This window comes from Sphingomonas sp. 67-41, from assembly GCF_001899725.1.
GTDB lineage: Bacteria > Pseudomonadota > Alphaproteobacteria > Sphingomonadales > Sphingomonadaceae > Sphingomonas > Sphingomonas leidyi.
In genome coordinates, this window is the sequence record NZ_MKWJ01000022.1 from 859783 (window position 1) to 886360 (window position 26578).

The following is a 26578-nucleotide window of genomic DNA, read 5'->3' on the forward strand; positions in this document are numbered from 1 at the left end:
TCCGGCTCAGCGCGTGGTGACTTCGTCGTCTTCCAGCCATCCGGCAACGCCGGGATCATTCTCGATCAGCGCTTCCGGCGCGATGGCGGCGGGCCGCGCGAGATCGCTGCCCAGGCCGAGCGAATCGGGGATCACCACCAGGGTGGTGCCGGGCCCCACCACGCCGGCGAGCGCGCGGCGGAAGGGATCGCTGCCCTGGAAGCGGCCGGTATCCGGCGCGGCGAGACCGGCGGCGGCACGGCCCTCGCCCGGCAGCGCCAGCCTTTGCCACCGATAGTCGCCGGCAACCACGTCCTGCAGCACATAGGCCTGGACCCGGTCGATCACGCCGTCGAACGCCACCGGGGCCGAGCCGATCTCGACGCCGCCGCGCAGCACCACCATCCGCCGGTCCGCACCGCTCACCACGATCGAGACCGGGCCGGCGCGCGAAAGCTCGGGCCGCCATACCGCCGGGCCGGCGGGGAGCGCGGGCGCCACCGGATCGGCGCCGATGCGCAGCGCCGGAGCCTGGTTGGTGACGATCACCGTCATGCCGAGATCGGTCTCCTCGAACAGCAGCCGGGCGAATTCATGGGGCAGGCGGATGCAGCCATGCGAGGCCGGATAGCCGGGCAGGTTCCCGGCATGGAGGGCGATGCCGTACCAGGTGAGGCGCTGCATGAAGGGCATCGGCGCGTTCGAATATTTGCTCGAACGGTGCCATTTCGCCTTTTGCAGGATGGTGAAGACGCCGGTGGGCGTACGATGGCCGGCCTTGCCCGTCGAGATGGTGGAGACGGCGATCGGCACGCCGTTGCGATAGGCGACCACCCGCTGGGTGGCGATGTTGACCACCACCAGCATCGGGCCCGCCGGGGCGATCTCGGGCACCCAGATATATTGGCCGGGCCTGAGCCGCTCGACCGATGCCATCACGGTGCCGCCGTGGATCGGCTGCATCTGGGCCGCACCCGCGGTGGCGAGCAGGCCCGTTGCGGCGGCAAGGGACAGTGTTTTGATGCGCTTCGATCGGAGCAAGACTCACCCATGCGATGACGTCATGACATCCTATCAGCGTGGCGCTCCGGCGAAAACGGGCGGTTGCGGGAAAACGGTTAGTCCCTAGCTTGGGGCCATGAATCCCGCCGATGGCATTGCGAACAGGCTGCGCGGCGCGCTGATCGGCCAGGTGCGCGCGGTGTTCAACGACCAGGCCCGGGGCGAGAAGCCGGTCCAGCGCAAGCCGGAGGAGAGCCTGTTCGGCCCCCGATCGGTGGTGTGGCGCGTGCACGGCGACGTTACCACGATGATGGTGGGCGGGGTGACGGCGCTGCTGCTCCAGATGCTCCATCCGGCGGTGCTGGCGGGGGTATGGGACCATTCGAGCTTCCGGGGCGACATGCTGGGGCGGCTGCGGCGTACCGCGCGGTTCATCGCGGTGACCACCTATGGCTCGGCGGAAGAAGCCGAAGCGGCGATCGACAAGGTGCGCGAGGTGCACACCCGCGTGAAGGGCGTGCTGCCCGACGGCACGCCCTATGCCGCCGACGATCCGCGCCTGCTCGCCTGGGTGCACGTGACCGAGGCGGTGAGCTTTCTCGATGCCTGGATCCGCTATGCCGAGCCGGGCATGGGCCTGGCCGATCAGGACCGCTATTTCGCCGATTTCGCGCGCATCGCCGAGGCGCTGGGCGGCGATCCGATCCCGCGCAGTCGGGCCGAGGCGAATGCGCTGATCGCCGCGATGCGGCCTGAACTGGCCGTCGATGCGCGCACCCGGGAAGTGGCGCGCATGGTGCTCGACCAGCCGGCGCCCAATCTGGCGGTGGCGCCGGTGCAGGCGCTCACCTTCGGCGCGGCGGTGGACCTGCTGCCCGGCTGGGCGCGGACGATGCACGGGCTCTCCGGCGCCGGGCTGGCGACGCCGGCGCTGCGCATGGGCACGCGTGGCATCGCCGGCACGCTGCGCTGGGCATTCCGTTAATCCTGGCCGGCTTCGGCTTCTTCTTCTTCCGCCAGGGCGAGCGAAACGGTGCCCCGCCCCCGCCGGACAAGGCCGATCTCGCTTGCGGCCGCGCGGGAAATGTCGATCAGCCGGCTCTTGTCCCAGGGGCCGCGGTCGTTGATCCGCACGACCACGCTGCGCCCGCTTGCGGCATTGGTGACGCGTACGCGCGTGCCGAAGGGCAGGCTACGGTGCGCGGCGGTGAAGTCGCTGGGGTCATAGGCTTCGCCGCTCGCGGTGCGCTTGCCGGCGAAACGGTCGGCATAATAGCTGGCCTCGCCCGTGGCGATCGCGGCGGCGGGCGCCAGGCCGGGGGCGTTCGCATGGGAGATCGCGCAGGGCGAAAGCAGCATCGCCGCAACGGCAAATGCCATTCCCCGCTCAGACCTTGCCCCCATTGCACGCCCCTCGTGTCGCCCGGGAGCGGGCCTGCCGCCGATCGCCGAACAAATCCACACCGATGGGCCGATACTGCGCCATATGGTGGTTGGGCGGCGACGAGCCGCTCAGGCCGCGTCGAAGGCCAGCGTGTAGGTATAGCTGCGATAGGGCGTTTCCGATCCGGCCGGCGCCGCCGTGCGGTGGCGGACCAGGATCAGGTAGATGCCGGCCTCGCCGGGGCGCAGCGTGAAGTCGCCCCGCGCGTCCGACCGGACCGTCGCGGCGATTTTCCTGCCGTCGTAATTGCCCGCGGCGCGGAACAGCGTGACTTCGATATCGGCGAGCGGCTTGCCGTCGAACAACAGCCGGAACCTGGCGTCGCTGCCCGCGGCGATCTCGGCCGGATGGGTGCGCGGCTGGATCTCCAGCGCGGTGCCGATCGGCCGCAACGCGCCGGCACTGGCCGCGCCGCGCGTGACATAGGCTTCGGCGAGGGTGGTGCTCTGCACATCGACGGTGCGTGCGCCGGCGGGCGGGGCGCCGTCCTCGCCGGCGATGATCCACTTGCCGCCCGCCTGGTACATCCTGCCCTTGCGGCCGAGGCGCTGGCCGGTGGTGAGGCGATAGGTGCCCTCGGCGGAGAGGTCGGCCTCGAAGATGGTGAGGTCGCGCAGATAGGTCGGCGTGCCGACCTCGCCGCGCGTGCCGTCGGGCCGGATGAAATGGAACGGCGCGTCCTTCATGCCGATCTCCGGCACGAAGGCGTCCTCGCCGAACGACGCGGTGACGGTGACGTGATCGCCCTTGCCGATGTCGAACAGGGTGGGAAGCAGATAGGGCATGTGCGCCTGGGCCGCAGTGCCCAGCACCAGTGCGCCGAGCGCGCCCAGCAGCGTGAGTTTGGCAAATCGCATGACGGCCCCCGTTCGAATGTCGCGGGCTTGCGCTAATATTATTGCGATTAACTTTCAATAGCAGATATTCGGGCAGGCTTGCGGATGCGGTAGCGCCAGGCCGCGATGCCGCCATAGAGCAGCGTGAGCAGGGCAAGGTTCAGGAGTTCGGCCCATTGCTCGCCCAGTGTCGCGCCCATCTGGTTGATGCCCACCATCAGGCGGATGCCTGGCGTCGTCGGCAGCAGGCGCGCGAGGAGTGTCAGCCAATGCGGCGTCGCCTCGGCCGGCCAGGACAGGCCGGAAAGGAAGAATATCGGGACGGACGTGACGATCCAGAGCTGGATCGGCCGCTCGCGCGTGCGGAAGAAGCTGCCGAGCGCCAGCGCCCCCGCCACCGTGGCCGCCACGAACAACGCGGCGGAGACGAGCAGCGCGGCCGGATCGGCCCGGGCGCGCGGATAGTCCTGGAACCAGAAGACGAAGCCGGTGAACCAGGCGATGTTCGCGCAACCGATGACGAAGAAGGCCAGCGCGATGCCGAGCAGGCCGGCCGGGGCAATGCCCTGCCTGCCCTGCTGCTCGCGCATCGTCGCGGCGAGCATGGCAAGGCCGATAAGCAGGGTCTGCTGGATGATCAGGAAGGCGACGCCCGGGAAGATCGTGCTGCCATAGCCTTCGCGGGTATTGAACAGCGGACGCTGGATCATCGCGAGCGGGGGCGGGGCGGGTGCGCCCTGCGCCATCGCCTGGTCGAGCGCGGCGTCGCGCCCTGCCGCGCCCAGCGCCGCGCCGACGCCGGCGAGCGCAGTCGAGGTGCGCAGGAGATAGGCGCCATTGCCATAGAGCGCGACCACGCCCTGGCCGCCGGAGAGGATGCGCCGCTCGAAGCCTGCGGGGATCACGACGATGGCGCTCACTCGCCGCTCCTGGAGCTGGCGCAGCGCGGCGGCGGGCGAGGGCGGGCGCGAGACCAGTTCCGCCTGCTGCACCGCGCCGAGCCGGTTCTCCAGCGCGCGGCTGGTGCCGCTATGGTCCAGGTCGACCACCGCGATCGGCATTCGCACCGGCACTTCGCCCGAATAGGCGGAAGGATAGAAGAAGGCATAGAGGATGCAGGATCCGATCAGCAGCATCAGCGCCGAGCTGTCGGCGAAGATCGCGCGGAAGGTGGCGAGGAAGGCGCGGCCGATCATCGCCGGCCCCAGCATTCCGGGCGCCGCGCCGCCGCCAGGTAGCGCGGCAGCCCGATGCCGCCGCCGACCAGCAGGAAGGCGAGCATCGCCAGCACCTGCCATAGCGACTGGGCGGCGGGCGCGCCCATGATCCATTGCTCGGCCAGCAGCTTGGCGAAGGCCGAATAGGGCAGCAGCGCGCTCCACAGCCGTGCGAAGCCGGAGGCGGATTCGATCGGGAAGATCGCGCCGGTAAAGGCGAAGGACGCGCCAGCATAGAGCCCGGCGACCGACAGCGCCTTGCCCATCGTCAGCGTCAGCCCGACGACCAGCAGCGTCACGCCGACATAGGCGAGGTACATGGCGACATAGCCGGCGAGCAGCATCGCCGCGCTTCCCGCCACCGGCCAGCCGCGCAGCCCGGCGACATAGCCGATCGCCAGCAGCCCCCAGCCGGTGAAGATCGCGAGATAGGGCGCGAGCTTGCCCGCCACGGCGGCGGCGGCGCGCAAGGGGGGCTCGCCGCCGATCCAGGCGCCGATCGTCCCGTCGCGCAGCTCGCGGCCGAGCGCGCCGGCAATCGCGACCATGAAGACCAGGTGGAGCAGCGCGGGATGGATCAGCGCGACCAGCTGCAGTTCGTAGCTGCCCTGGGGGTTGAACAGCACCGCGCTCTGCACCGCGATCGGCGGGCGGCGGACCCTGCCGGGGCCGAGGACGGCGGCGGCCTGGGTGGCGGCAAGCGTTGCCGCATAGCCCTGCACGACATTGCCCACTTCGCGCAGCGCGGCGCCCGATGCCGTCGAATAGCTGGCATTGTAGAAAGTGGTGACGCTGGCAGTGGCGCCGCGCAGCACCGCGCGCTCGCTGTCGGCCGGGATCAGCACCACGGCATAGGCGCGGTTCGATCGCACCAGCCGTTCCGCTTCGCGCATGTCCCCCGGCCGCGCCGCGACGCGCAGCCCCGGCGCGGCCTCCAGCCGCCGCGTCAGCTCGCGCGAGACGGCGCTGTCGTCCTGGTCGACCACGGCGATCGGCAAGTCGCGCATCACCCCGGCGGAAAGCTGGATCGCCACCACCGCCATCAGCAGCAGCGGCACCCACGACACCAGCGCGAGATCCCAGAAGCTGGTGGCCAGGAACCGCACCTCCCGCCGCAGCGCGCTGCCGAAGGCGCTTGCCATGCCGGTCAGGCCGGCCAGTCGAACAGCACGGTCATGCCCGGCCGCAGCCCCTCGACCGGTGCGACCGGCACCACCCGCACCTCGAAGCTCTTGATGTCGAACCCGGTCGATTGCCGCGTCGCGCGCCAGGTCGCGAAGTCGCCGGCCGGGGCGGTGTAGATCACGCGGAAGCGCGCGCGCCGGTTGGCGAGGGCGGGAATCGTGCCGCCGATCTCCTTGCCCCGCGCCAGCCCGCGCAGCTGGTCCTCGCGGACGTTGAGCGTCACCCAGGGATGCGCGGTGTCGGTCAGCACGAACACCGGGAAGCCCTGCGGCACCAGCTCGCCGGGCTGGGCCAGCCGCTTGCCGACCTCGCCATCGGCGGGCGCGGTGACGCGCGTCTCGTCGGCCGCCGCCTGCACTTCCGCCACGGCGCCGCGCGCCTGCTGCACCTGGCCGGTCGCCGCCGCCTTGTCCTGCCGCCGCGCGCCCGCGAGCGCGAGATCATATTGCGCCCGCGCCGCCTTGGCCTGCTCGGCGGAAGCGACTGCGTTGGTCCGCGCCTCGTCCGCCTTCTGCCCGGCGATCACGCCCTGCTCGTAGAGCCGCTGCGTACGCGCGGAGGTGGTCCGGGCCAGTTCGGCGGCCGCCTGTGCCCGGCGCCACTGCGCCTCGGCGGCGCGGATGTCCTCCGGCCGGGCGCCTTCGTCCGCCTTGCTCTCCACCGCCTGCGCCGCCGCCAGCGCGCCGCCCGCCTGCTCGGACTTGGCGGCGACTTCCGGGCTGTCGAGCGTGTAGAGCAATTGCCCGGCCTTGACCGGCTGCCCCTCCTCGACATGAAAGGCGGCGATGCGGGCGGTGACCTTGCTGGTGATGCGCATCTCGCGCGCATCGACCATGCCCTGGATCTGGTCCGGCGCGGGGCGATAGGCCAGCCACAGGCCGAGCGCGAGCAGCACCGCCACCACCAGCCCCGCGATCAGCGCGACCGGTCGCCGCCGGGCGGGGGCGGGTGCGGGGGCTTCGTCCTCGATCACGGTATCGGTCATGGGATCACCTTGTCGGCCCGGGCGAGATACTCGGGCATCCGGGCCATCTGGCCGCTCAGGCTGAGCAGCTGGGCGAGCGCCTGGACATAGTCGTTGGCGGCCTGAGCCCGCTGGACGCGGGCGCGGCCCAGCCCGAGCTGTGCGTCGATCACGTCGAGCGACGTGACCTGCTGTTCGCGGAAGGAGAGCGTCTGCAGCCGCAGATTCTCGGTGGCCGAGGCGAGCGCGCTGTCCAGCAGCAGGAAGCGCCTGCGCGCCGCCTCCGTCTCGCCCCAGGCCTTGGTCACGCCGATTTCGAGCTGGGTGCGCGCCTCGCGCAATCCGGCCTCGGCCTGCGCCACCGTCTCGCGCGCGGCATCCACTTGCTGCCGGCGGCCGGCACCCGACATGAGCTTGTATTTCAGGCCGACGCCCACCGACCAGTCGGGGTCGGTGAGCAGCGAGTCGCGCCTGTCGAAATTATACTGGCCGAAGCCGTAGATGGTCGGCCGCAGCTTGGACTGCTGGATCGTCACGCCGGCGCGCGCCTGGTCCTCCAGCGCCTGCATCCGGGCCAGCTGGGGATGAGCATAGAGCGCGGCGGCCTTGAAGTTCTCGAGCGGCTCCAGCGGCTGCGAATCGACGCCGAGCGGGCTGAGCGGATGCACGCCGGCCGGCGCGCGCAGCATGCCGGCGAGCGCGGCATTGGCGGTGCCCAGGTCCGATATCGCCTTCTCATATTCGCGGGCGGCATCGTCGCGCGCCACTTCCGCCTGCAGGCGCTGCGCGCGGCTGATGAAGCGCGCCTGTTCGAGCTTCGTCGCGTCGGCGACATGGCGGTTGAGCCCGTCGAGCACGTCGCGGCGGATGCCCAGCGCCCGCTCGGCGAGCTGCTGCCCGTAATAGGCCTGCACCAGCTGGACGAGGGCATTGTCCACCGCGATGTCGCGATCGGCCTTGGCTTGGGCCACCTGCGCGCTGGCGCCGGCCCGGGTCCCGGAGATCTGGCCGCCGGTGTAGAAGGGCAGGGTGGCGGTGACGATCGGCCGGGTGCTCGTCCGTTCCTGGCGGAACTTCAGCGGATCGCGGATGCCGAAGAATTCCGCCACCGGCGCCAGCGATCCGAGCGGCAGATAGAGCGTCTTCTGATATTCGAGCAGCTGTGCCTCGACGTCCACGTCCGGCCGGCCGAGCGTGCGCGTCGCGCCTTCCTGCGCTTCCTTGCCGCGCAGATTGGCGGCGGCGGCCTCGATCGCGTCGGAGCGCTGGAGCAGCCTGTCCTGCGCCGCGCGATAGTCCAGCCCCAGCGGCTCGGAAGTTTGCGCGAAGACGGGCGATGCACAGGAAAGCGTAGATAGCAGCGACAACGCCAGGATGCGCATCGACAGAACTCCCGTCACGCCACGCGCGAATGATCGCGATCATGCCGCTTTTGTAAAGAGCGATTTCCCGCGTTCGGGTCCATTACGGTCGGCGATGCGCGGCTGGGGCAAGAGCCCGGCGCGTTTCGATTTGCTCCGGCAGGCCCTTGTTCTTCGTCATCCCCGCTTTTCTTCGTCATCCCCGCGCAGGCGGGGATGACGGTGTTTGCCGATCGGGGCCCAACCTACACGTCGAGATTGGCGACGCTCAGGGCGTTCTCCTGGATGAACTCGCGGCGCGGCTCGACCACGTCGCCCATCAGGCGCGTGAAGATCTCGTCCGCCACATCGGCCTGATCGACCTGGACGACGAGCATCGAGCGATTGGCCGGATCGAGCGTGGTCTCCCAGAGCTGCTCGGCGTTCATCTCGCCAAGGCCCTTGTAGCGCTGGATCGACAGGCCCTTGCGGCCCGAGGCCAGGATCGCATCGAGCAGCTCGCTCGGGCGCGCCACCAGCGTTTCGCCCTTGGCGGCGGCGACCAGTTCCTCGCCATCGCCTTCCTCGGAAGCCGGCGCGGCCTCTTCGGTCATGGCGGTCTTGGCCGGCACCAGCTTGGCGAGCGCGCCATAGCTGGCCGCCTGCTCGGCAGCGAGCGCGTGGAGCTTGCGCCCCTCGGCCGAAGTGAGGAACGCCGCCTCGATGATGTGGTGATCGGTCACGCCGCGCCACAGCCGCTCGAAATGGAAGCCGCCCTCGTCGGTGACGCGGGCCGACCAGCGCGCATCCTCGTCGGTCTGGTCGAGTCGGCGGGTCACCGCGCCCAGCCGCTCGGCGCGCTGCTCGCGGCTCGCCTCGGGATCGAAGGCGCCGGCCAGCGCCAGCGCCTCGACGATGTCGGGCGCGTAGCGCCGGGGCACATAGCGCATCAGGGTGCGCATGCGCCGGGCATGGTCGACCAGCTTGATCAGCTCGTCGCCGAAGATCGGCCCTTCATTGGTTTCCAGCCGCGTCGCACCGACTCCGGCCTCGACCAGATACTGGTCGAGCGCGGCATCATCCTTGAGATACACTTCGGAGCGGCCCTTGGTCGCCTTGTAGAGCGGCGGCTGGGCGATGTAGAGATGCCCCGCCTGGATGATCTCGGGCATCTGCCGGTAGAAGAAAGTGAGCAGCAGCGTGCGGATGTGCGCGCCGTCCACGTCCGCGTCGGTCATGATGACGATCTTGTGGTAGCGCAGCTTCTCCAGGTTGAAGTCGTCGCGGCCGATGCCGGTGCCCATCGCCTGGATCAGCGTGCCGATCTCGCGGCTCGACAGCATCCGGTCGAAGCGCGCACGCTCGACGTTCAGGATCTTGCCGCGCAGCGGCAGGATCGCCTGGAAATGCCGGTCGCGGCCCTGCTTGGCCGAGCCGCCGGCCGAGTCACCCTCGACCAGGAACAGCTCGGACTTGGCCGGATCGCGCTCCTGGCAGTCCGCCAGCTTGCCGGGCAGGCTGGCGATGTCCATCACGCCCTTGCGCCGGGTCAGCTCGCGCGCCTTCTTGGCGGCCTCGCGCGCCGCCGCCGCGTCGATCACCTTCTGGATGATCATGCGGGCATTGGCGGGATTCTCCTCCAGATATTCGGCCAGCTTGTCGGCCATCAGGCTCTCGAGCGGCTGGCGCACTTCGGACGAGACCAGCTTGTCCTTGGTCTGCGAACTGAACTTCGGATCCGGCAGCTTGACCGAGACGATCGCGGTGAGCCCCTCGCGCATGTCGTCGCCGGTGAGCGTCACCTTCTCCTTCTTCAGCGCGCCCGATTTGTCCGCATAGTTGTTGATGGTTCGGGTCAGCGCGGCGCGGAACGCCGCCAGATGGGTGCCGCCGTCCCGCTGCGGGATGTTGTTGGTGAAGCAGAGGACGTTCTCGTAATAGGAGTCGTTCCACTCCAGCGCGACATCGATGGTCACGTCGTCGCGGGTGCCGGCGATCGCCACGGGATCGGGCATCAGCGGCTGCTTGTTGCGATCGAGCCACTTCACAAAGGCCGCGATGCCGCCCTCGTAATAGAGTTCGACTTCCTTCACGTCCTCGTGCCGCGCATCGCGCAGGAACAGGCGCACGCCGGAGTTCAGGAACGCCAGCTCGCGATAGCGATGCTCGAGCTTCTCGAAGTCATACTCGATCTGGTTCTTGAAAGTGCCGCCGTCGCCGGGAGTCTTCTCGGTGGAGGCGAGGAAGGTCACGCGCGTGCCCTTCTTGCCCTCGGGCGCCGTGCCGATCACCTTCAGCGGCGCCGTCGCGTCGCCATAGGCGAAGCGCATGTAATGCTCCTCGCCGTCGCGCCAGATGTTGAGGTCGAGCCATTCGGAAAGCGCGTTCACCACCGAGACGCCCACGCCGTGCAGGCCGCCCGACACCTTATAGGCATTGTCGTCGCTGGTGTTCTCGAACTTGCCGCCGGCATGGAGCTGGGTCATGATGACCTCGGCCGCCGAGACGCCCTCCTCGCTGTGGATGCCGGTGGGAATGCCGCGGCCATTGTCCTCGACCGAGACCGAGCCGTCCGGGTTCAGCTGGATGATGATCTTGTCGCAATGCCCGGCCAGCGCCTCGTCGATCGCATTGTCCGAGACCTCGAACACCATATGGTGGAGGCCCGAGCCGTCGTCGGTATCGCCGATATACATGCCGGGGCGCTTGCGCACTGCGTCCAGTCCCTTGAGGACCTTGATCGAGTCTGCGCCGTAGCTGTTCTGGTTCGGGGTATTTTCGGGAGTGGTGTCGTCGATTGCCATGCCCAGCATATAGGAATTGGCGTCACGAAACGGAAGCAAAATAGGGGGCGCGGCGGCCCCCCTGGGCGCGCTTATTCGCTGTCATATTCGAAGGTGGCGATCGCGGCCGCGTGCATCGGCTTGCCCTGGTAGCTGGCCGGGGTGAAGCGCGCGCGCTTCAGCACCGCGGCGCAGGCGGCGAGATCGAGCCTGGCGATGCCGCTGCTGTGCTGGACCATGCAGTGCGTCGCCGCGCCGCGCTCGTCGATCTCGTAGACGATGGTCACGCTGCCCGAGCTGTGCTCCGGGATCGACATGGCGGGATAGTCGGAAGACGGGAACCACTCGTCGGTCGGGCCCTTGGCCAGCGCCGGCGTGATCGCCGCCGGCACGCCCCGGGCCGCGATGGCGGCGCAGGCCGCCTTCGTCCTGGCCGCGTCGGTGGCGGGATCGAGCGGCAGGCAGGAAATGATCCGGTTCCTGCGGTCGGTCGCCACGGCATAGGTGGCGCCTTCGTGGCGCATCGCCGGCCAGGCGCGCAGCTTCTCGCCGGATGCGCCCGGCGCGGGCGCGAGTACCGCCGCGACGGCACCGAGCATGAACAAAGCGGGCATGATCTCTTCCCCCTCCCGTTGCGTGCGGAAGGGTGCGTAGGAATCGCCGCGGCGTCCAGTCCTATTCTGCGAGCACCGTTCCGTCGGCGACGTGGTAGCGCGTGGCGCCGCCGGGCACCGCTTCGAACAGGCCCGGCTCGGTGCCGGTCATCCACACCTGTCCGCGGCCTTCGAGTCGGGCGAACAGCGCGGCGCGGCGGCCGGGGTCGAGATGGGCGGCGACTTCGTCGAGCAGCAGGATCGGCGCGCGCCCGGCACGCTCGGCGACCAGTTCGGCATGGGCGAGGACCAGGCCGAGAAGGAGCGCCTTCTGCTCGCCGGTGGAGCAGAGATGCGCGGGCTGCCGCTTGCCGAGATGGGTGACGAGCAGGTCCGCCCGGTGCGGGCCGGCGAGCGTGCGTCCCGCACCGGCATCCCGCCGGCGGCCGGCGGCGAGTTCGCGGGCCAGTGTGTCGGCATCGCCCCGCCAGCCTTCCAGCGCCAGGCCGGCGCGGGCGAACGGCCCCTCGGGCTGTGCCGCCAGCCGCTCCGCGAGCGCCGATACGGCCTCGCGCCGGGCGGCGTCGATGGCGGCGCCATGTTCGGCCATGCGCGCCTCGAGCGCGGCGAGCCAGTCGGCATCGGGCGCGGCATCGTCGGCGAGCAGGCGGTTGCGCTCGCGCATCGCCGCATCGTAGCGCGTCGCATGATGGGCATGGCCCGAGGCGAGGGCGAGGGTCAGCCGGTCGAGGAAGCGCCGCCGCTCGCCCGCGGCATCGACGAACAGCCGGTCCATCGCCGGGGTCAGCCACAGCACGCTCACCCATTCGGCGAGCGAAGTGGCCGCGGCGGTGGCGCCGTTGATCCGCACCAGCCGCCGCTCGGGCGCACCGGCCTGGGTGCCGGTGCCGATGTCGGTCTCGCCCAGCCGCGCGGCGACGCCGAAGCCGCCGCTGCCGCCCTGGCGCGCCATTTCGGCGAGCGGCGCGCGCCTGAGGCCGCGGCCGGGGGCGAGCAGCGACAGCGCCTCGAGCACGTTGGTCTTGCCCGCGCCATTCTCGCCGCTCAGCACCACGAAGCCGGGGCCGGGCGCCAGCACGGCATCTTCATGGTTGCGGAAATCGGTGAGGACGAGGCGGGTTGCGGCCATTTCCCGCCGATAGCCGATCGCGCGGCGGGGATCACCTGCCCGCATGCGCCCGGCTTGCGGCGCGCCGGGACTTGCCCGATGATCGCGCCCGTCCACATCCTCGGGGAAAGAAGGCACGATGCTCCGCACCATGTTGTTCCTGGCCGTGCCGCTCGCGCTCGCGCCCTTGCCCGCGCTGGCCGATATGACCGCGCGCTACGGCGTCGACGGCAAGGAACTGGTCGTCGAAGCGGACGAAGGCGGGAATTCCCGCGTCGAGCTGGCCGGCAAGTTCGCGATCGTCCGCCGCGACGGCGCCGATTATGTCGTGCTGTACGGGAAGACCGGCCCCAAGGTGTTCGAACTCCAGGCGATGGCAGCGCTGTTCAAGGCCATGCTGCCCAAGGCCGCGGAGGCGGCGAAGGAGAAGGTCGAGTTCGGCCTGGAGGCGGGGCCCGCCTCCGCCACCGTGGCCGGGCGCACCGGCTCGGTCTGGCTGATGCGCATGCTCGCGGGGCCGGGGAAGGACCGCAAGCGCCATATCGAGATCGTGACGAGCGCCGATCCGCAACTGGCGCCGATCGGACGGATCGTCGCCCGCGCCGCCGATCTCGCGCTCGATTTCATGGCCGGCTTCATCCCCGAATCGACGCAGTTCGGCACCACCGCGCGGGGGCTCCTCGCCAAGGGCACGCTGCTCCGTATCCAGCCGGTCGATTCCGGTGTGCCGGGCAAGATCGTGTTCGAACTCCGCTCGGTCGACACCGCGGCGATCGACCCGAAGCATTTCGAGCTGCCCGGTCCGGTCGCTTCGGCCGAGGAAGTCTTCGGGGCGATGGATGGGCTGGCGCCGCCGGGCGGCGGCGGCAAGATCGAGAACCTGCCCTGAGCGGGCAGGCGGGGATCAGATGCCCTTCAGGCCGGCCGCTTCGAGGCTGGCCTGCGCGGCCCGGTACCGGACCGGGTCGCCGATGCCCAGGCGGCGGCGGACCTGGTCGAGCGGTTCGGCGAGCAGCGTCTCGTAATCCTCGCCGTGCAGCCATTCGGCCCGTTTGCCGTGGCGATAGCCCTCGACCACCGCGCGGAAGAAATCGAGCCTGCGGGTGATGCGGATGCTCTTCAGCGCCGCGCCCAGTCCGATGAAGCCCCAGCCGAGCCCGCCGGTCTGCGCATAGGAGAAGGCGACCAGACAGGCCTCGCCCAGATGCTCGTCCGCCTGGTAGCCGGTGATAACGTGCCACAGGTCATGGATGTCGCGTTCGCGCCGGCCCATCCAGGCATAGGGATGCTGGATGTCGGCATTCTGGAACGCCCCCTCGGCCATGCTGACGGCCACGAGCCCGTCGGCCGAATAGCCGGTGCGGTCGAGAAAGTTGCGATAGGCGGCGCCGACGGTGCCTTCGGCGAAGCCATCGATCCAGGCACGATCCGACAGCTTCTCGGCCATCTCGACATGCTGGAAGGCGATGCGCCCGCCATTGGGCATGGTCAGCAGCTTGCGATAGCTCTTCTGCGTCGCATCGCCGTTCAGCGCGCGCATGATGCGGAAGACCTGCTCGGTATCGTCGCCATTGGCGAGCAGCCGCCCGAGTGCACGGAACGCGGTGCCCCATTCCCGCTTCATCGGGATGCCGGGGTTGAAGATCTGCGGCGCGGGTTGCGTGGCCATGGAAGCGAATCCCTTACTGACAATAGTGTCAATATAGGAGTCGGATCGCAAAATCAACCTGCAGCCATATGGCCATACATGACAAGAGTTCTTGACAATCCTGACTCGGAATGACAAGAGCTCTTGTCATATGGTACAGAGTTCTGGACAAGCCGCATGAAGAACCGACTGCGTGTGCTGCGAGCGGAGGCGAATCTCAGCCAGGGCGACCTGGCCGGGCTGCTCGGCGTGTCGCGCCAGACGATCAATGCGGTCGAGACCGACAAATACGACCCGAGCCTGCCGCTGGCGATGCGGCTTTCGAAGATCTTTGGAGTGCCCATCGATGCCATTTTCCTCGACGACTGGACCCCGCCCGAGCTCCCCCATGGCTGATCGCAAGCCTCGGCGCCGGCTGGTCCACGCCGCCTATGGTGCCGCAATCGGATTCGTCATCGCCCTTGCCGCCGGGCGGAGCGGCCTGATCGCCTGGCTGGCGGAGATGCCGGTCGAGGACATGGCCTCCACCGCGCTCGCCGTCCTGCTGCTGTCCCTCGGCCTGTTCGCCCTGATCGCCGCGTCGAGCAGCGCGCTCTATCGCCGCATGGCCGAAAACTATCAGGAGGGCGACCCGCTCGACGCCGGCGTGCTGCGCTATCTGCGCATGAACGGTGCGGCCCTGCTCCTGGGCGCCGCGCTGCTGCTTGTGCCGCCGCTCGCCGTCCGTTTCGGTTTCACCGGCGATGCGGCGATTCCCGTCGCGATCGGCATCGCGGCGCTGCTCGCGCTCCAGACCTGGCTGAGCGCCCGGATCCGGCGCGGCAGTGACGAGCTCAATCGCGCCGCACTCGCCGAGGCGTCGATCGCCAGCTTCTGGCTGCTCCAGTTCGGGCTGTTCGGCTGGGCCGCGCTCGCCAGGCTCGGCCTCGTCGCCAATGTCAGCCTGTGGACGCTGATGACGATCTCGGGAGCGATCTATCTGGCCGTGTCGATCGTCGTGGCGCTGCGCCGGGGCATGTTCGCCTGACGCGGGGTTCGCCGGATGCTGTTCCCCGGCGAAGTTGGCTAGGCGCATCAGCCTTTCGAACGACATTGCAACAGGGCCCCGGCTTTCGCCGGGGAGCAGTCCGCCCCCGATACGAAAATGCCGGCGCAGAGCCGTTCCGCGCCGGCATTCCTGCCTTGTGTCCGCTGCGCGATCAGACGCGCATCGGCATCAGCACATAGAGCGCCGGCGACTTGTCGTTCTCGCGGATCAGCGTCGGCGCCGCGGCGTCGGCCAGATGGACTTCCACCGAATCGCCTTCGATCTGGTTGAGGATGTCCATCAGGTAGCGGCTGTTGAAGCCGATCTCGAAGCCCTGGGCGGCATAGTCGCCCGGCACTTCCTCGGCCGCCGCGCCATTTTCGGGGCTGGTGACCGACAGGATCACCTTGTCGCGCTCCAGCGCCATCTTCACTGCGCGGGTCTTCTCGGTCGCGATGGTCGAGACGCGGTCGACGCCTTCCATGAAGCTTCTCGGATCGAGCTTGAGCAGCTTGTCGTTCGCGGTCGGGATGACGCGAGTGTAATCGGGGAAGGTGCCGTCGATCAGCTTCGAAGTGAGGATCGCCTGGCCCAGGTCGAAGCGGATCTTCGATGCCGAGAGCGACACGCCGATCGAACCGTCCACTTCGTCGAGCAGCTTGCGCAGCTCGCCCACGCATTTGCGCGGCACGATCACGCCCGGCATCGAATCGGCGCCGTCCGGCCGCGCCACGGTGACGCGGGCGAGGCGGTGGCCGTCGGTCGCGGCGGCGCGCAGCACCGGCGTCGCTTCGTCGACGACGTGCAGATAGATGCCGTTGAGATAATAGCGCGTCTCTTCCGTCGAGATCGCGAAGCGCGTCTTGTCGATGATCTGCTTCAGCGTCTCGGCCGGCAGCTCGAACACCGTCGGCAGCTCGCCCTCGGCGATCATCGGGAAATCGTCGCGCGGCAGCGTCGACAGGGTGAAGCGCGCGCGGCCGGCATTGACGGTGATCCGCCCCTCGGCCGCGGACAGTTCCACCTGCGCGCCCTCGGGCAGCTTGCGGACGATGTCGAACAAAGTGTGCGCCGGCACGGTGATCGCGCCGGGCTGGTCCACCGCGGCCGCGATCGTCTCGTCGATCTGCAGGTCGAGGTCGGTCGCCATCAGGCGCAGCGCGCCGCTGCCCTGTGCCTCGATCAGCACGTTGGACAGGATGGGGATCGTGTTGCGCCGCTCGACCACGGACTGGACGTGGCTCAAGCCCCTCAACAGAGTTGCGCGTTCGATCGTCGCCTTCATCAAGAACCCCCGGGGCATGTGTCGCCCGAATCTAACCCGGTACCGGGACTTTTCCGACCTTTACCCTTAACGGCAAAAAGGGCCGGAGCAAGCGCCCCGGCCCTATAGTTCACACCTTAAATACGCGGTTAAGGGTATTAGAAGCGCACGCCGACGCCGGCGAGCACCTGGTGGCGCTTGGCATCGATGCCCGCGTCGTCGTTATTGTACTTCGAGTAGCGATACTCGCCCTTCAGATAGACCTTGTCGTTCAGCTTCACCTCGGCGCCCGCGCCCAGGCGCCAGCCATCGGCATTGTCCGAGGTGCGGATGTTGGTCGTGCCCGACACGTAGCGGCTGTCGAACTTGGCGTTGGTGTAGCCGCCCTTGGCATAGATCAGCGCATTGCCGCCCACGGTGAAGCCGACGCGGGCGCCGACATAGAGGTCGCGGCCGGTGCTGATGCGCGCACGGTCGCCGGCGACGAGCACGCTGGTGTCCGTGCGCTTGGCGGTGGAGCCGGTGGCTTCGCCTTCGACGCCGAACACGGCGTTGCCGGCCTGGAAGTCATAGCCGATCTGGCCGCCATAGAGCACGCCGTCGGCGCCCTTGACGCCGCTGCCCGAGGGCTTGACGTGATCCCAGCCGACCACGGCCTCGGCGCGCGGGCCGGTAAAGCCCGAATCGGTGCTCTGCGCGAAGGCGGGAGCGGCGAAGGCCGAGCCGGCGAGAAGCGCTGCGGCGGCGGCGATGAACTTGGTACGCATAACTGAACTCCTTGGGTACGCACCCGCGCTTCGCAGTGCGGGCGGGGAGATCAACCCGGCGCGAGGGACGCCGTTTCATGAACCCCCGATAAACAGAAAAAAGCGTGGCTTATCCGCAACAGTTGCGATTGCCGGCCACGCCTGGCCCTTAACGGCGACAATGTCCCCGCAATGGTCACTCCCTCTTATCGTCTGCCCGCGAGCGGGCTGGTGTCCTATTGGAATAGCGCACCTGATTCCCCGCTGAACGAAAGGGGGCGCAAATTGGGCACTTGCCTTTCTCTTGCCGCCAATGCTTGTGCGGGGCCGATGACGAACCAGCGCAAAGGCCGCGATTTCATCGCCCGCCACGGCGAGACCGTGTTCAACCTTGCCCGGCGCATGCAGGGCGATCATCCGCACACCCCGCTGACCCGGGCCGGCTTCGCCCAGGCGGATGCGATGGGCGCGGCGCTGCGCGAGATATTGGGGCCCCGGCCGAAGCTCACCCTCTGGTCGTCGAGCGCGGGGCGTGCGCTGCAGACGCTGGCGGTCATCGCCGAGCATCTCGAGCTCGACTGGCACCAGGCGCGCCGCGACGACCGGCTGGTCGAGATCGGCATGGGCGAGTGGAGCGGGCGCTATTATGCCGATCTGATGGCCGAGGTGCCGGGCTTCCTCGATCTGGAACATGGGCTCTACACGCGCCCGCCGCCGGGCGGCGAATGGTATGACGGCATCGCCGCGCGCGTCTCGTCCTGGCTCGCCGACACCGACGACGATCCGGGCGATCGGCTGGTGATCATGCACGGCATGTCGAGCCGCGTCCTGCGCGGCGTGATGACCGGGTTGCCGGTGCAGCCAAGGTTCGCCGCGCCGGTGGCGCCCGACCTGCCCCAGGGTTCGATCGTGCGGATCGAGCATGGCGTGGAGACGGTGGTGCACATCGGCACCGGGCGCGGCGCGGCGCCGGCATGAGCGGGCTGGCGCTCCTGCTGCTGCTTCAGGCGCGCGCGCCGCTTGGCACGTTCGATGGCTGGGGGGCGTTCCGCGATCCCTCGCCGCTGCGCTGCTTCGCGATCGCCCGGCCGGTGGAGAAGCATGCCAATGCGCAACCCTTTGCCAGCGTGGCGACCTGGCCGCGCGACGGGGTGCGCAACCAGCTGCACATAAGATTGAGCCGCGCGCGCGCGCCCGATGCGCGCGTGACGCTGTCGATCGGCGAGCGGCGCTTCGAGCTGCAGGCGGGGGATGCGGATGCCTGGGCGCCGGATGCGCGCACCGATGCCGCGATCGTCGCGGCGATGCGCGCGGGACGGAGCATGAGCGTGGAGACGATGGGCGCGAACGGCGCCCCCTTCGCCGACGGCTATGCCCTCCGGGGTGCGGCGACCGCGATCGACGCCGCCGCGCTGGGCTGCGCGGGGCGATAGAGCGGGCTCCGGGTCTCGGACACCATTTCCGCCATTCCCATTTCTCGCCGTCATCCCCGCGCAGGCGGGGGTAACGTTGGAAAACGCGGAGATGCCGGTGAAGAATGAAAAGGCCGGGGCGTGGAACCCCGGCCTTCCGTCCTTGTCCTGACGGCCAATCCCTACGGCTGCTTCGCCGCCGGCGCGCCGCCCGAGGCGGCGAGCTTGGCGCTGGCCGCTGCCTGGATGCGCTTGTTGAGCGCCGTGTCCGTCTGCATGGCCTGGCCGATGGCGTTGAAGCGCTCGGCAGTCAGGCCGGCGGCGGTGGCGGCGGCCGCCATCTTGGCACCCTTGTCGGCCTCGGGCGTGGCGGTGTCCTTGCGGATCTTGTCGATCTCGATCGCCGCGGTGGCGAACTGGCCGACTTCGGCCTCGGTCACCGGCCCGGCGGCCTGCGGCGCGGCTGGTGCCGGCGCGGTCTGCGCGGGGGCGGCCGGATCGGCGGTCTGCGGCGCGGTCTGGGCCAGCGCGGCCGGGGCGATGGCTAGCGTCGCGCCGGCGAGGATCGTTCCGATAAGCTTCATTACTGCACTCCAAAAAGCAACCAACTCACCCCCTTGAACGCAACGCTGCGGTGCGCGGATGCAACAGGACAACCCGAACGCGGTGCGTCGTGGCTCTCCCGGGGCTAACCGAGATAGGCCTGGAGCCCGGCAACCAGCGCGTCGAACACCGTGCGCACGCGGGCCAGGCCGCGCAGGTCTTCGTGGCAGACCACCCAGGTCTCGAGGTCGAGCCGGAAGTCGGGCAGCAGCCTGACCAGCCCGTCGCGCGTGCCGATCGGCAGCTGGCAGATGCCGATGCCCAGCCCCGCGCGGATGGCGGCGAGCTGGGCATGGTCGCTGTCGCTGCGGAAGCCCAGTTCGCCAAGCTTCACGGGGAAGCCCGCCGCCTGCACCGCGCGCAGCGTCGGCGAATCGCTCTGGGGCCCGATCAGCCGGTGGCCGGCGAGATCGGCGAAGTGGACGGGATGCGGGCGGCCGGCAAGATAGTCCGGATGCGCGTGCACGCCGAGCGGCACCGTGCCGATCCGCCGCGCGACCAGCGCTTCCTGGCGGGGCGGCGCCATCCGGACGGCGACATCGGCCTCGCGGCGCAGCACGTCCTCGTTGCGGTTGCTCGGGCTCAGCTCGATCACCAGGCGCGGATATCGGCGGGCAAGGGCGGTGAGGACCGGCGGCAACGCCTCCACCGCGATCACTTCGCTGGCGGTGACGCGCACCGTGCCGGCGATCTCGTCCGGCGCCGCCGAGGCGGTGCGGACGAACGCCTCCGAAGCGAGCGCCATCGCGCGGGCATGCTCGTGCAGCGCCGATCCCCTCTCCGTGGGCGTGAGGCCGCCGGGGGAACGCGTGAACAGCGGCGTGCCCAGCGCCGCCTCCAGCGCCTCGATCCGCGTCCGGACCGTCGGTTGCGCAAGGTTGAGCCGCCGCGCCGCGCCCGACAGGCTGCCGGTCTCGAGCACCGCCAGAAAGGCGCGCTGCTGCTCCCAGTCGATGGAGTTCATCAAATTCTTATACACGATATGAAAAGGTTCGACAATTTTCTTATAGGCTCGATTGGTCCAACCCCGTGAACATCGATAGCAACGGAGGCTGGAATGGACAGGATCGCATTGGTGCTCGGGGCGACGGGCGGCGTAGGCGGCGAGACGGCGCGGGCGCTGCTCGCGAGGGGCTGGCAGGTGCGCGGGCTGGTCCGCCGGCTCCGCCCCGGGCTGGATTCCCGGATCGACTGGCGCGAGGGCGACGCGATGGTGCGCAGCGACGTGCTGGCCGCGGCCCAGGGTGCGGCGGCGCTGGTCCATGCGGTGAATCCGCCGGGGTATCGCGAATGGGACAAGCGGGTGCTGCCGATGCTGGAGAACAGCATCGAGGCGGCCTGGGCCAATGACGCCCGCCTCGCGCTGCCCGGCACGATCTACAATTACGACCCCGCCGGAACCCCGGTCGCCCGGCCCGATTCGCCGCAGGAGCCCGGCACGCGCAAGGGCGCGATCCGCAGGGCGATGGAGGCGCGGATCGCCGAATCGGGGGTGCGCGCGCTGATCCTGCGCGCCGGCGACTATTATGGGCCGCGGCCGGGCAACAGCTGGCTCTCGCAAGGGATGATCGCTCCGGGCAAGCCGGTGACGCGCGTGACCAATCCGGGGCGGCGCGGGGTGGGGCATGCCTGGGCCTATCTGCCCGATGTCGGCGAGGCCTTCGCCCGGCTGCTCGATCGCGAGGCGGAGCTGCCGCGCTTCGCCCGCTTCCATTTCGCCGGTCACTGGGACCCGGACGGCAGCAGCTTCCCCGCGGCGATCGCGGCGGCGGCGGGCGGCAAGGTGAAGCATGCCCGCCTGCCCTGGGCGCTGCTGCCGCTCGCCGCACCGTTCAATTCCACCCTGCGCGAGCTGATCGAGATGCGCCCCTTCTGGAACCATCCCGTGCGTCTCGACAATCGCGAGCTGGTGGCCTTTCTGGGGGAGGAGCCGCACACCGGGCTGGTCGAATCGCTGCGGGCCTCGCTCAACGCGCTGGGGTCACTGGAATAATCGCGCGAGATCGACTATGTGCGCGGCCATGCAGACAGTCTCGGCCGCGCCCCCGCCCGTTCACGGGCACATCGAGCCTATGCCCATTCCCGGGCATATCGACCCCGTGCCGGTGCCCCGACCCGCGGTGGCGCGCGAGGACGGCCGCGTCGACCTGATCGGCCTCTCGCGCGAACAGCTTCGCGCGGTGCTCGCCGATGCCGGGCTGGAGCCGAAACAGGCCAAGCTGCGCGCCAAGCAGATCTGGCACTGGATCTACAATCGCGGCGCGACCGACTTCGCGGCGATGACCGACATCGCCAAGGCCCAGCATCCCTGGCTCGCCGAGCGCTTCGTGATCGGCCGCCCCGAGATAGTGGAGGCGCAGGTCTCGACCGACGGCACGCGCAAATGGCTGCTCCGCTCGGCGGACGGCCAGGACTATGAGATGGTCTTCATCCCCGATGCGGACCGCGGCACGCTCTGCGTATCCAGCCAGGTGGGCTGCACGCTCAACTGCCGCTTCTGCCACACGGGCACGATGCGGCTGGTGCGCAACCTTACGGCGGGCGAGATCGTCAGCCAGGTGATGCTGGCCCGCGATGCGCTGGGCGAATGGCCGAGCCAGCCCGAGGGCCGCATGCTCACCAACATCGTGATGATGGGCATGGGCGAGCCGCTCTACAATTTCGACAATGTCCGCGACGGGCTGGCGATCGTGATGGACGGCGACGGGCTCGCGCTCTCCAAGCGCCGCATCACCCTGTCGACCAGCGGCGTGGTGCCGATGATGGCGCGCGCGGGCGAGGAAATCGGAGTGAATCTTGCGGTATCGCTCCACGCGATCACCAAGGACGTGCGCGACGAGATCGTGCCCCTGAACCGCAAGTACGGGATCGAGGAGCTGCTCCAGGCCTGTGCCGACTATCCGGGCGCCAACAATGCCCGGCGCATCACCTTCGAATATGTGATGCTGAAGGACAAGAACGACAGCGACGCCGATGCCCGCGAACTGGTCCGCCTGCTCAAGAAGTACAAGCTGCCCGCCAAGGTGAACCTGATCCCGTTCAACCCCTGGCCGGGCGCGCCGTACGAATGCTCGACGCCGGAGCGGATCCGGGCGTTCAGCAACATCGTGTTCGAAGCGGGCATCTCGGCCCCGGTGCGCACGCCGCGCGGTCGCGACATCGACGCCGCCTGCGGCCAGCTCAAGACTGCCGCCGAGAAGAAGAGCCGCGCCCAGATGGACCGCGAGGCCGAGGAGAAGCTGGCGGCGCTGGGCTAAGGCCCGGTATCGCGGTCGCGCCGTTCCGGTAGCTTGCCCTCGCGGACCGGCGCGCGCGAGATTGCCCTCGACAAGGCGGGGCGGGCGCGGAAGGAAGGCGGAGTGATCGATCCCGCCGCCCTGATCCTTCCCGCTGCCGCCGGCATGCTCGGGGGCGCGATGAACGCGCTGGCGGGCGGGGGCACCTTCGCGACGCTGCCGGCGCTGATCGCGCTCGGCCTGCCCTCGAACATCGCCAATGCCACGTCCAACGTCGCCCTGCTGCCGGGCGCAGGCGCGAGCGCATGGGAGTATCGCGACGAACTGGCGCCGGTGGGCGGCCTGTCGGTGCGGGCGCTTGCCGGGATCACCTTTGCCGGCGGGCTGGTCGGCAGCATGCTGCTCGTGCTCACCCCGACCCGGGCATTCGACATGATCATCCCCTGGCTGCTGCTCTTCGCCTTCGTGGTGATGGCGTTCGGCCGCCGCGCCTCGGACTGGCTGCATGCGCGGGTGACCATCGGGCGGCGCACGCTCGTCGCCGCGCAGAGCCTGCTCGGCATCTATGGCGGCTATTTCGGCGGCGGGGTGGGGCTGATCACCACCGCGGTCTATGGCCTGCTCGCCGGTGCCGACCCGCGCTCGCTCTTCTCGATCCGCACGCTGATGCTCGCGGTCGCCAATTTCGCGGCGGCGCTGGTGTTCATCGCGATCGGCATGGTGCGCTGGTGGGCCTGCCTGCCGATGCTCGCCGGCGGGATCCTGGGCGGCTGGCTGGGCGCGCGGATCGGCAAGCGGCTCTCGCACCGGATGGTGCGCGCCTGGACCCTGCTCGTCACCGGCGGCACCACCCTCGTCTTCTTCGTGCGCGCCTATGGATGATCGGCTAGGATAGGGCCATGCAGGTCTATCGCCACCGGCTGATCACGCGCATCTGGCATTGGGTCAATGCGCTCGCCGTGCTGGTGATGATTCCGAGCGGGCTGATGATCTTCAATGCGCATCCGCGGCTCTACTGGGGCAATTACGGCGCGAATTTCGACCATGCCTGGCTCAGCCTGCCGCGCTGGCCGGGCTGGCTGACCCTGCCGTCCACCTACGACCTGGCCGGCGCCCGGCACTGGCATCTGTTCTTCGCGCTGGTGCTGGCATTCTCGCTGCTGATCTACCTGCTCTGGAGCCTGGCCAACCGGCACCTCCAGCGCGACCTGCGCTTCCGCCGCGATGAGCTCAGCGCCGCGCACCTCGCCGGGGACCTCCGGGCGCATTGGGAGATGCGCTTCCACGATCCGGAGGACCCGCGCGCGTACAATCTCTTCCAGAAGGCGAGCTATGCCCTGGTCCTGTTCGTGCTGCTGCCGCTGCTGATCTTCACCGGCCTGGCGCTGGCGCCGGGCATGTGGCCCTGGCTGGCGGACCTGTTCGGCGGGCGGCAATCGGCGCGCTCGCTCCATTTCATCGCGATGGCGCTGCTGACCGGCTTCGTCTTGGTGCACCTGACCCTGGTGATCCTGGCCGGCCCGGTGAACGAAGTGCGCTCGATGATCACCGGCTGGTGGCGATCGCCCGAAGCGGAGCCGGGGGAATGATCACCCGGCGCGGCCTGATCGTCACCGGTGGGGCGACCCTGCTCGCCGGCTGCGATGCGTGGAGCGGCAGCCCGGTGCTGCTGAGCGCCGAGGAAGCGCACCGCTATCTCCAGCGATCGATCAACGGCCGCGCCGCGCTCGCCCGCGAGTTCCGCCCGGAGCAGCGCAGCCCGCGCTTCCGCACCAACGGCACTGCCAATCCCAATACGCCCGAATATAACGCGCTTGCCGCCAATCGCTTCGCCGACTGGCGATTGCAGGTCGGCGGGCTCGTCGCGCGGCCGCTCTCGCTCAGTCTCGCCCAGCTGCGTTCGCTTCCCCAGCGGGCGCAGATCACCCGGCACGATTGCGTCGAGGGCTGGAGCGCGATCGGCAAATGGCAGGGGCCGCGGCTGGAGACGATCCTCCGGCTCGCCGGCCTGCGCGACGGCGCGCGCTATATCGTCTTCCACTGCGCCGACGCGTTCGGTCAGCGGCGGATCCCCTATTACGAATCGATCGACCTGGTGGACGCCTTCCACCCCCAGACGATCCTGGCCTGGGCGATGAACGACGCGCCGCTCGGCATCGGGCACGGCGCGCCGCTGCGCCTCCGGGTCGAGCGCCAGCTTGGCTACAAGCACGCGAAATATGTGATGCGGATCGAGGCGGTGGCGAGCCTGGCCGGGATCGGCCGCGGCAAGGGCGGCTTCTGGGAGGATATCGCCGGCTATGAATGGTACGGCGGAATCTGATTTCGCAGCTGCGGAAATATTGCGGAAATCGCGCGCTTCCCTAATGTGGTTGCCGGGGGGCTGTTACATCGGGTGGTGGTGACGGCTTAATGGCGTTGATCGATCGTTTTTTCGCACGCGCAATAAAGCGCGGACAACTCACCGTCATCCACGCGGATGGCACCCGGCAGAGCTTCGGCGAAGCCGATCCGGCGCTCAAGCCGGTAACGATCCGTTTCGGAGCAGGCGCGACGCGCCGCATCCTGCGCGATCCCTCGCTGGGCGCGGCCGAGGCCTTCATGGACGGCGACATTCAGGTCGAGCAGGGCGAGATCCTCGACCTGCTGATCCTGTTCGCATCGAACAATCGCTGGGAAGACAATGATTCGGTGCTCTTCCCCAGCGCGTTCAAGAAGGCGGTCGACGCCGTGATGTTCCGGCTCGGCCGGATCAACATGGAGCGCCGTTCGAAGCGGAACGTCGCGCATCACTACGACCTGTCGGGCAAGCTCTACGATCTCTTCCTCGATACCGACCGGCAATATAGCTGCGCCTATTTCAGCGCGCCGGGCATCGGCCTCGAACAGGCCCAGCTCGACAAGAAGGCGCACATCGTCGCCAAGCTGGCGCTGAAGCCGGGGATGAAGGTGCTCGACATCGGCTGCGGCTGGGGGGGCATGGCGCTCTACATCCACCAGAAGACCGGCGCCGAGGTGCTGGGCGTCACCCTGTCGGAGGAGCAGCTCAAGGTCGCGCGGCAACGGGCGGCGGATGCCGGCGTGGCGGACAAGGTGAAGTTCGAGCTGATCGACTATCGCCACGTCGCCGGCCAGTTCGACCGGATCGTCTCGGTCGGCATGTTCGAGCATGTCGGCACGCCGCACTACCGCACCTTCTTCCGCAAGGTGCGCGAGCTGCTGACGCCCGAGGGCGTGATGCTGCTCCATACCATCGGCAGGGCAGGCGGGCCGGGCGTCACCGATGCCTTCACGCTGAAGTACATCTTCCCCGGCGGCTATATCCCGGCGCTCTCGGAGATCGCGAAGGGCTATGAGGGGCTGCGCTATTTCATGACGGACGTGGAGGTGCTGCGCCTCCATTATGCCGAGACGCTCCGGCACTGGTACGAGCGCACCGTCGCGGCGCGCGACGCGATCGTCGCCTTGTACGACGAGCGCTTCTACCGCATGTGGTGCTTCTACCTGGCGGGGTGCCATGTGAGCTTCAAATATGGCGGGCTGGTCAACTACCAGCTCCAGTTCTCGCGCTCGCGCGACGCATTGCCGCTCACCCGCGACTATATGGTCGAGGAGGAGCGAACCCTGCGCGAGCCGCACAAGGTGACGCTGCGCCAGGCCGGTCAGGCCGGGTAGGCGGCGTCCATCCGCGCGATCTTGGCGCGGACGATCTCCTCGAGCACGTCCGCGTCCACATCGGCCAGCCGCTTGATGTACAGGCAGCCCTTGCCGGTCCGGTGCCTGCCCAGCCGGCCCAGGACCTCGCTCTGATCGGCATTGCCGTCGAGCACGTAGAGCACCAGCTCGGCCTTGCGCGGGCTGAAGCCGATCCGGCACATCTCGCCGGTGCGGCCGCTGTCATAGCGATAGGCATAGCGCCCGAAGCCGATGATCGATGGCCCCCACATCTTCGGCGGCTCGCCGGTCAGCCGTGTCATCATCGTGCAGACCGCCCCGGCATCCGCGCGGCGCGTGGCATCGGGCACCGCAGCGATGAAGTCGGCGACCTGAATCTCCGTTGCCCTGGTCTTGAGCTCGGCCATCTGCCCCTCCCGAGTCGATGCCGGGGGAGCATGCCCCAGCTACAGAACTTGCGGAAGCGGTCCCGCGCCCGTAAGGCGCACGCCGTTT

At 69.1% G+C, this 26578-nt stretch carries 28 protein-coding genes; 12 read left to right on the forward strand and 16 right to left on the reverse strand.

Annotation, left to right across the window (positions count from 1 at the left end; translation table 11 throughout):
• Window positions 1–6: 6 nt before the first annotated feature.
• Window positions 7–1020, reverse strand: a complete 1014-nt coding sequence (locus BGP17_RS15150; protein WP_286712549.1) for a L,D-transpeptidase — start codon at window positions 1018–1020, stop codon at window positions 7–9.
• Window positions 1021–1117: 97 nt separating this feature from the next.
• Between BGP17_RS15150 and BGP17_RS15155 the strand changes: the two genes are divergently transcribed.
• Window positions 1118–1966 (forward strand): oxygenase MpaB family protein, encoded by an 849-nt coding sequence (locus BGP17_RS15155; protein ID WP_286712550.1) that lies wholly within the window; start codon window positions 1118–1120, stop codon window positions 1964–1966.
• Here the strand turns inward: BGP17_RS15155 and BGP17_RS15160 are convergent.
• The 9 genes from BGP17_RS15160 to recF all read right to left on the reverse strand — a co-directional run bounded on the left by BGP17_RS15160 (window position 1963) and on the right by recF (window position 12493).
• On the reverse strand, window positions 1963–2361 hold the full coding sequence (locus BGP17_RS15160) for a septal ring lytic transglycosylase RlpA family protein (protein ID WP_286712551.1): 399 nt from the start codon (window positions 2359–2361) through the stop codon (window positions 1963–1965). The two genes, BGP17_RS15155 and BGP17_RS15160, sit on opposite strands and share 4 nt — an antisense overlap.
• A 132-nt stretch (window positions 2362–2493) precedes the next feature.
• Window positions 2494–3282 carry a DUF4198 domain-containing protein gene (locus tag BGP17_RS15165; protein ID WP_286712552.1) on the reverse strand — a complete coding sequence of 263 codons (789 nt, stop codon included), beginning with the start codon at window positions 3280–3282 and terminating at the stop codon, window positions 2494–2496.
• 47 nt (window positions 3283–3329) lie between these two features.
• Window positions 3330–4457, reverse strand: coding sequence for an ABC transporter permease (locus BGP17_RS15170; RefSeq protein WP_167299760.1), 1128 nt, complete (start codon window positions 4455–4457; stop codon window positions 3330–3332).
• A complete protein-coding gene (locus tag BGP17_RS15175; RefSeq protein ID WP_286712553.1) occupies window positions 4454–5620 on the reverse strand; it encodes an ABC transporter permease in 1167 nt (388 codons plus the stop codon). The genes BGP17_RS15170 and BGP17_RS15175 overlap by 4 nt, the downstream gene beginning before the upstream one ends.
• A gap of 5 nt (window positions 5621–5625) precedes the next feature.
• Window positions 5626–6648 (reverse strand): HlyD family secretion protein, encoded by a 1023-nt coding sequence (locus tag BGP17_RS15180; protein WP_286712554.1) that lies wholly within the window; start codon window positions 6646–6648, stop codon window positions 5626–5628.
• Window positions 6645–8027 carry a TolC family protein gene (locus BGP17_RS15185; protein WP_286712555.1) on the reverse strand — a complete coding sequence of 461 codons (1383 nt, stop codon included), beginning with the start codon at window positions 8025–8027 and terminating at the stop codon, window positions 6645–6647. The genes BGP17_RS15180 and BGP17_RS15185 overlap by 4 nt, the downstream gene beginning before the upstream one ends.
• Window positions 8028–8233: 206 nt before the next feature.
• Complete coding sequence (gene gyrB, locus BGP17_RS15190; RefSeq protein ID WP_286712556.1) at window positions 8234–10780, reverse strand: DNA topoisomerase (ATP-hydrolyzing) subunit B; 2547 nt, start codon at window positions 10778–10780, stop codon at window positions 8234–8236.
• Between the two features lie 62 nt (window positions 10781–10842).
• On the reverse strand, window positions 10843–11364 hold the full coding sequence (locus tag BGP17_RS15195) for an energy transducer TonB (protein ID WP_286712557.1): 522 nt from the start codon (window positions 11362–11364) through the stop codon (window positions 10843–10845).
• Window positions 11365–11425: 61 nt separating this feature from the next.
• Complete coding sequence (gene recF / locus BGP17_RS15200) at window positions 11426–12493, reverse strand: DNA replication/repair protein RecF (protein WP_286712558.1); 1068 nt, start codon at window positions 12491–12493, stop codon at window positions 11426–11428.
• 118 nt (window positions 12494–12611) lie between these two features.
• Between recF and BGP17_RS15205 the strand changes: the two genes are divergently transcribed.
• Complete coding sequence (locus BGP17_RS15205) at window positions 12612–13361, forward strand: hypothetical protein (RefSeq protein ID WP_286712559.1); 750 nt, start codon at window positions 12612–12614, stop codon at window positions 13359–13361.
• A 15-nt stretch (window positions 13362–13376) separates the two neighbouring features.
• Here the strand turns inward: BGP17_RS15205 and BGP17_RS15210 are convergent, their stop codons facing one another.
• Entirely contained in the window at window positions 13377–14141 is a 765-nt protein-coding gene (locus BGP17_RS15210; protein WP_167299724.1) for a Coq4 family protein, read from the reverse strand.
• A gap of 156 nt (window positions 14142–14297) precedes the next feature.
• Here BGP17_RS15210 and BGP17_RS15215 point away from each other — a divergent pair, with 156 nt between their 5' ends.
• Both BGP17_RS15215 and BGP17_RS15220 read left to right on the forward strand, forming a co-directional pair.
• Window positions 14298–14516 carry a helix-turn-helix transcriptional regulator gene (locus tag BGP17_RS15215; RefSeq protein ID WP_167299723.1) on the forward strand — a complete coding sequence of 73 codons (219 nt, stop codon included), beginning with the start codon at window positions 14298–14300 and terminating at the stop codon, window positions 14514–14516.
• A complete protein-coding gene (locus tag BGP17_RS15220) occupies window positions 14509–15147 on the forward strand; it encodes a hypothetical protein (RefSeq protein ID WP_286712560.1) in 639 nt (212 codons plus the stop codon). Before BGP17_RS15215 ends, BGP17_RS15220 begins: the two co-directional genes overlap by 8 nt.
• Before the next feature lie 172 nt (window positions 15148–15319).
• Here BGP17_RS15220 and dnaN read toward each other — a convergent pair whose 3' ends face one another.
• Together dnaN and BGP17_RS15230 are read right to left on the reverse strand one after the other, a co-directional pair.
• The gene (gene dnaN, locus BGP17_RS15225; protein ID WP_167299721.1) at window positions 15320–16432 is read right to left on the reverse strand and encodes a DNA polymerase III subunit beta; all 1113 of its coding nucleotides are present in this window, start codon (window positions 16430–16432) and stop codon (window positions 15320–15322) included.
• A 137-nt stretch (window positions 16433–16569) separates the two neighbouring features.
• Window positions 16570–17178, reverse strand: coding sequence for an outer membrane protein (locus BGP17_RS15230; protein WP_167299720.1), 609 nt, complete (start codon window positions 17176–17178; stop codon window positions 16570–16572).
• A gap of 309 nt (window positions 17179–17487) precedes the next feature.
• On the opposite strand from BGP17_RS15230, the gene BGP17_RS15235 reads away from it, so the two are divergent.
• Both BGP17_RS15235 and BGP17_RS15240 read left to right on the forward strand, forming a co-directional pair.
• A complete protein-coding gene (locus BGP17_RS15235; RefSeq protein ID WP_167299719.1) occupies window positions 17488–18135 on the forward strand; it encodes a histidine phosphatase family protein in 648 nt (215 codons plus the stop codon).
• Window positions 18132–18590 (forward strand): hypothetical protein, encoded by a 459-nt coding sequence (locus BGP17_RS15240; protein WP_286712561.1) that lies wholly within the window; start codon window positions 18132–18134, stop codon window positions 18588–18590. Before BGP17_RS15235 ends, BGP17_RS15240 begins: the two co-directional genes overlap by 4 nt.
• A gap of 161 nt (window positions 18591–18751) precedes the next feature.
• Here BGP17_RS15240 and BGP17_RS15245 read toward each other — a convergent pair whose 3' ends face one another.
• Together BGP17_RS15245 and BGP17_RS15250 are read right to left on the reverse strand one after the other, a co-directional pair.
• Entirely contained in the window at window positions 18752–19153 is a 402-nt protein-coding gene (locus BGP17_RS15245; RefSeq protein WP_286712562.1) for a DUF4168 domain-containing protein, read from the reverse strand.
• A 104-nt stretch (window positions 19154–19257) separates the two neighbouring features.
• Window positions 19258–20136 (reverse strand): LysR family transcriptional regulator, encoded by an 879-nt coding sequence (locus tag BGP17_RS15250; RefSeq protein ID WP_286712563.1) that lies wholly within the window; start codon window positions 20134–20136, stop codon window positions 19258–19260.
• 93 nt (window positions 20137–20229) lie between these two features.
• Here BGP17_RS15250 and BGP17_RS15255 point away from each other — a divergent pair, with 93 nt between their 5' ends.
• From BGP17_RS15255 to BGP17_RS15280, 6 genes are all read left to right on the forward strand, one after another.
• Complete coding sequence (locus BGP17_RS15255) at window positions 20230–21165, forward strand: NAD-dependent epimerase/dehydratase family protein (protein ID WP_286712564.1); 936 nt, start codon at window positions 20230–20232, stop codon at window positions 21163–21165.
• Window positions 21166–21244: 79 nt separating this feature from the next.
• A complete protein-coding gene (gene rlmN, locus BGP17_RS15260; RefSeq protein WP_243857290.1) occupies window positions 21245–22429 on the forward strand; it encodes a dual-specificity RNA methyltransferase RlmN in 1185 nt (394 codons plus the stop codon).
• A 102-nt stretch (window positions 22430–22531) separates the two neighbouring features.
• On the forward strand, window positions 22532–23290 hold the full coding sequence (locus BGP17_RS15265) for a sulfite exporter TauE/SafE family protein (protein WP_286712566.1): 759 nt from the start codon (window positions 22532–22534) through the stop codon (window positions 23288–23290).
• A gap of 17 nt (window positions 23291–23307) precedes the next feature.
• Window positions 23308–23997, forward strand: coding sequence for a cytochrome b/b6 domain-containing protein (locus BGP17_RS15270; RefSeq protein WP_286712567.1), 690 nt, complete (start codon window positions 23308–23310; stop codon window positions 23995–23997).
• Entirely contained in the window at window positions 23994–24731 is a 738-nt protein-coding gene (locus BGP17_RS15275) for a molybdopterin-binding protein (RefSeq protein ID WP_286712568.1), read from the forward strand. The genes BGP17_RS15270 and BGP17_RS15275 overlap by 4 nt, the downstream gene beginning before the upstream one ends.
• Before the next feature lie 89 nt (window positions 24732–24820).
• Complete coding sequence (locus tag BGP17_RS15280; protein WP_167299711.1) at window positions 24821–26083, forward strand: SAM-dependent methyltransferase; 1263 nt, start codon at window positions 24821–24823, stop codon at window positions 26081–26083.
• Here the strand turns inward: BGP17_RS15280 and BGP17_RS15285 are convergent.
• Window positions 26071–26490: a DUF1801 domain-containing protein gene (locus BGP17_RS15285; RefSeq protein ID WP_286712569.1), complete on the reverse strand. Its 420-nt coding sequence runs from the start codon at window positions 26488–26490 to the stop codon at window positions 26071–26073. The genes BGP17_RS15280 and BGP17_RS15285 overlap by 13 nt on opposite strands.
• Window positions 26491–26578 lie beyond the last annotated feature (88 nt).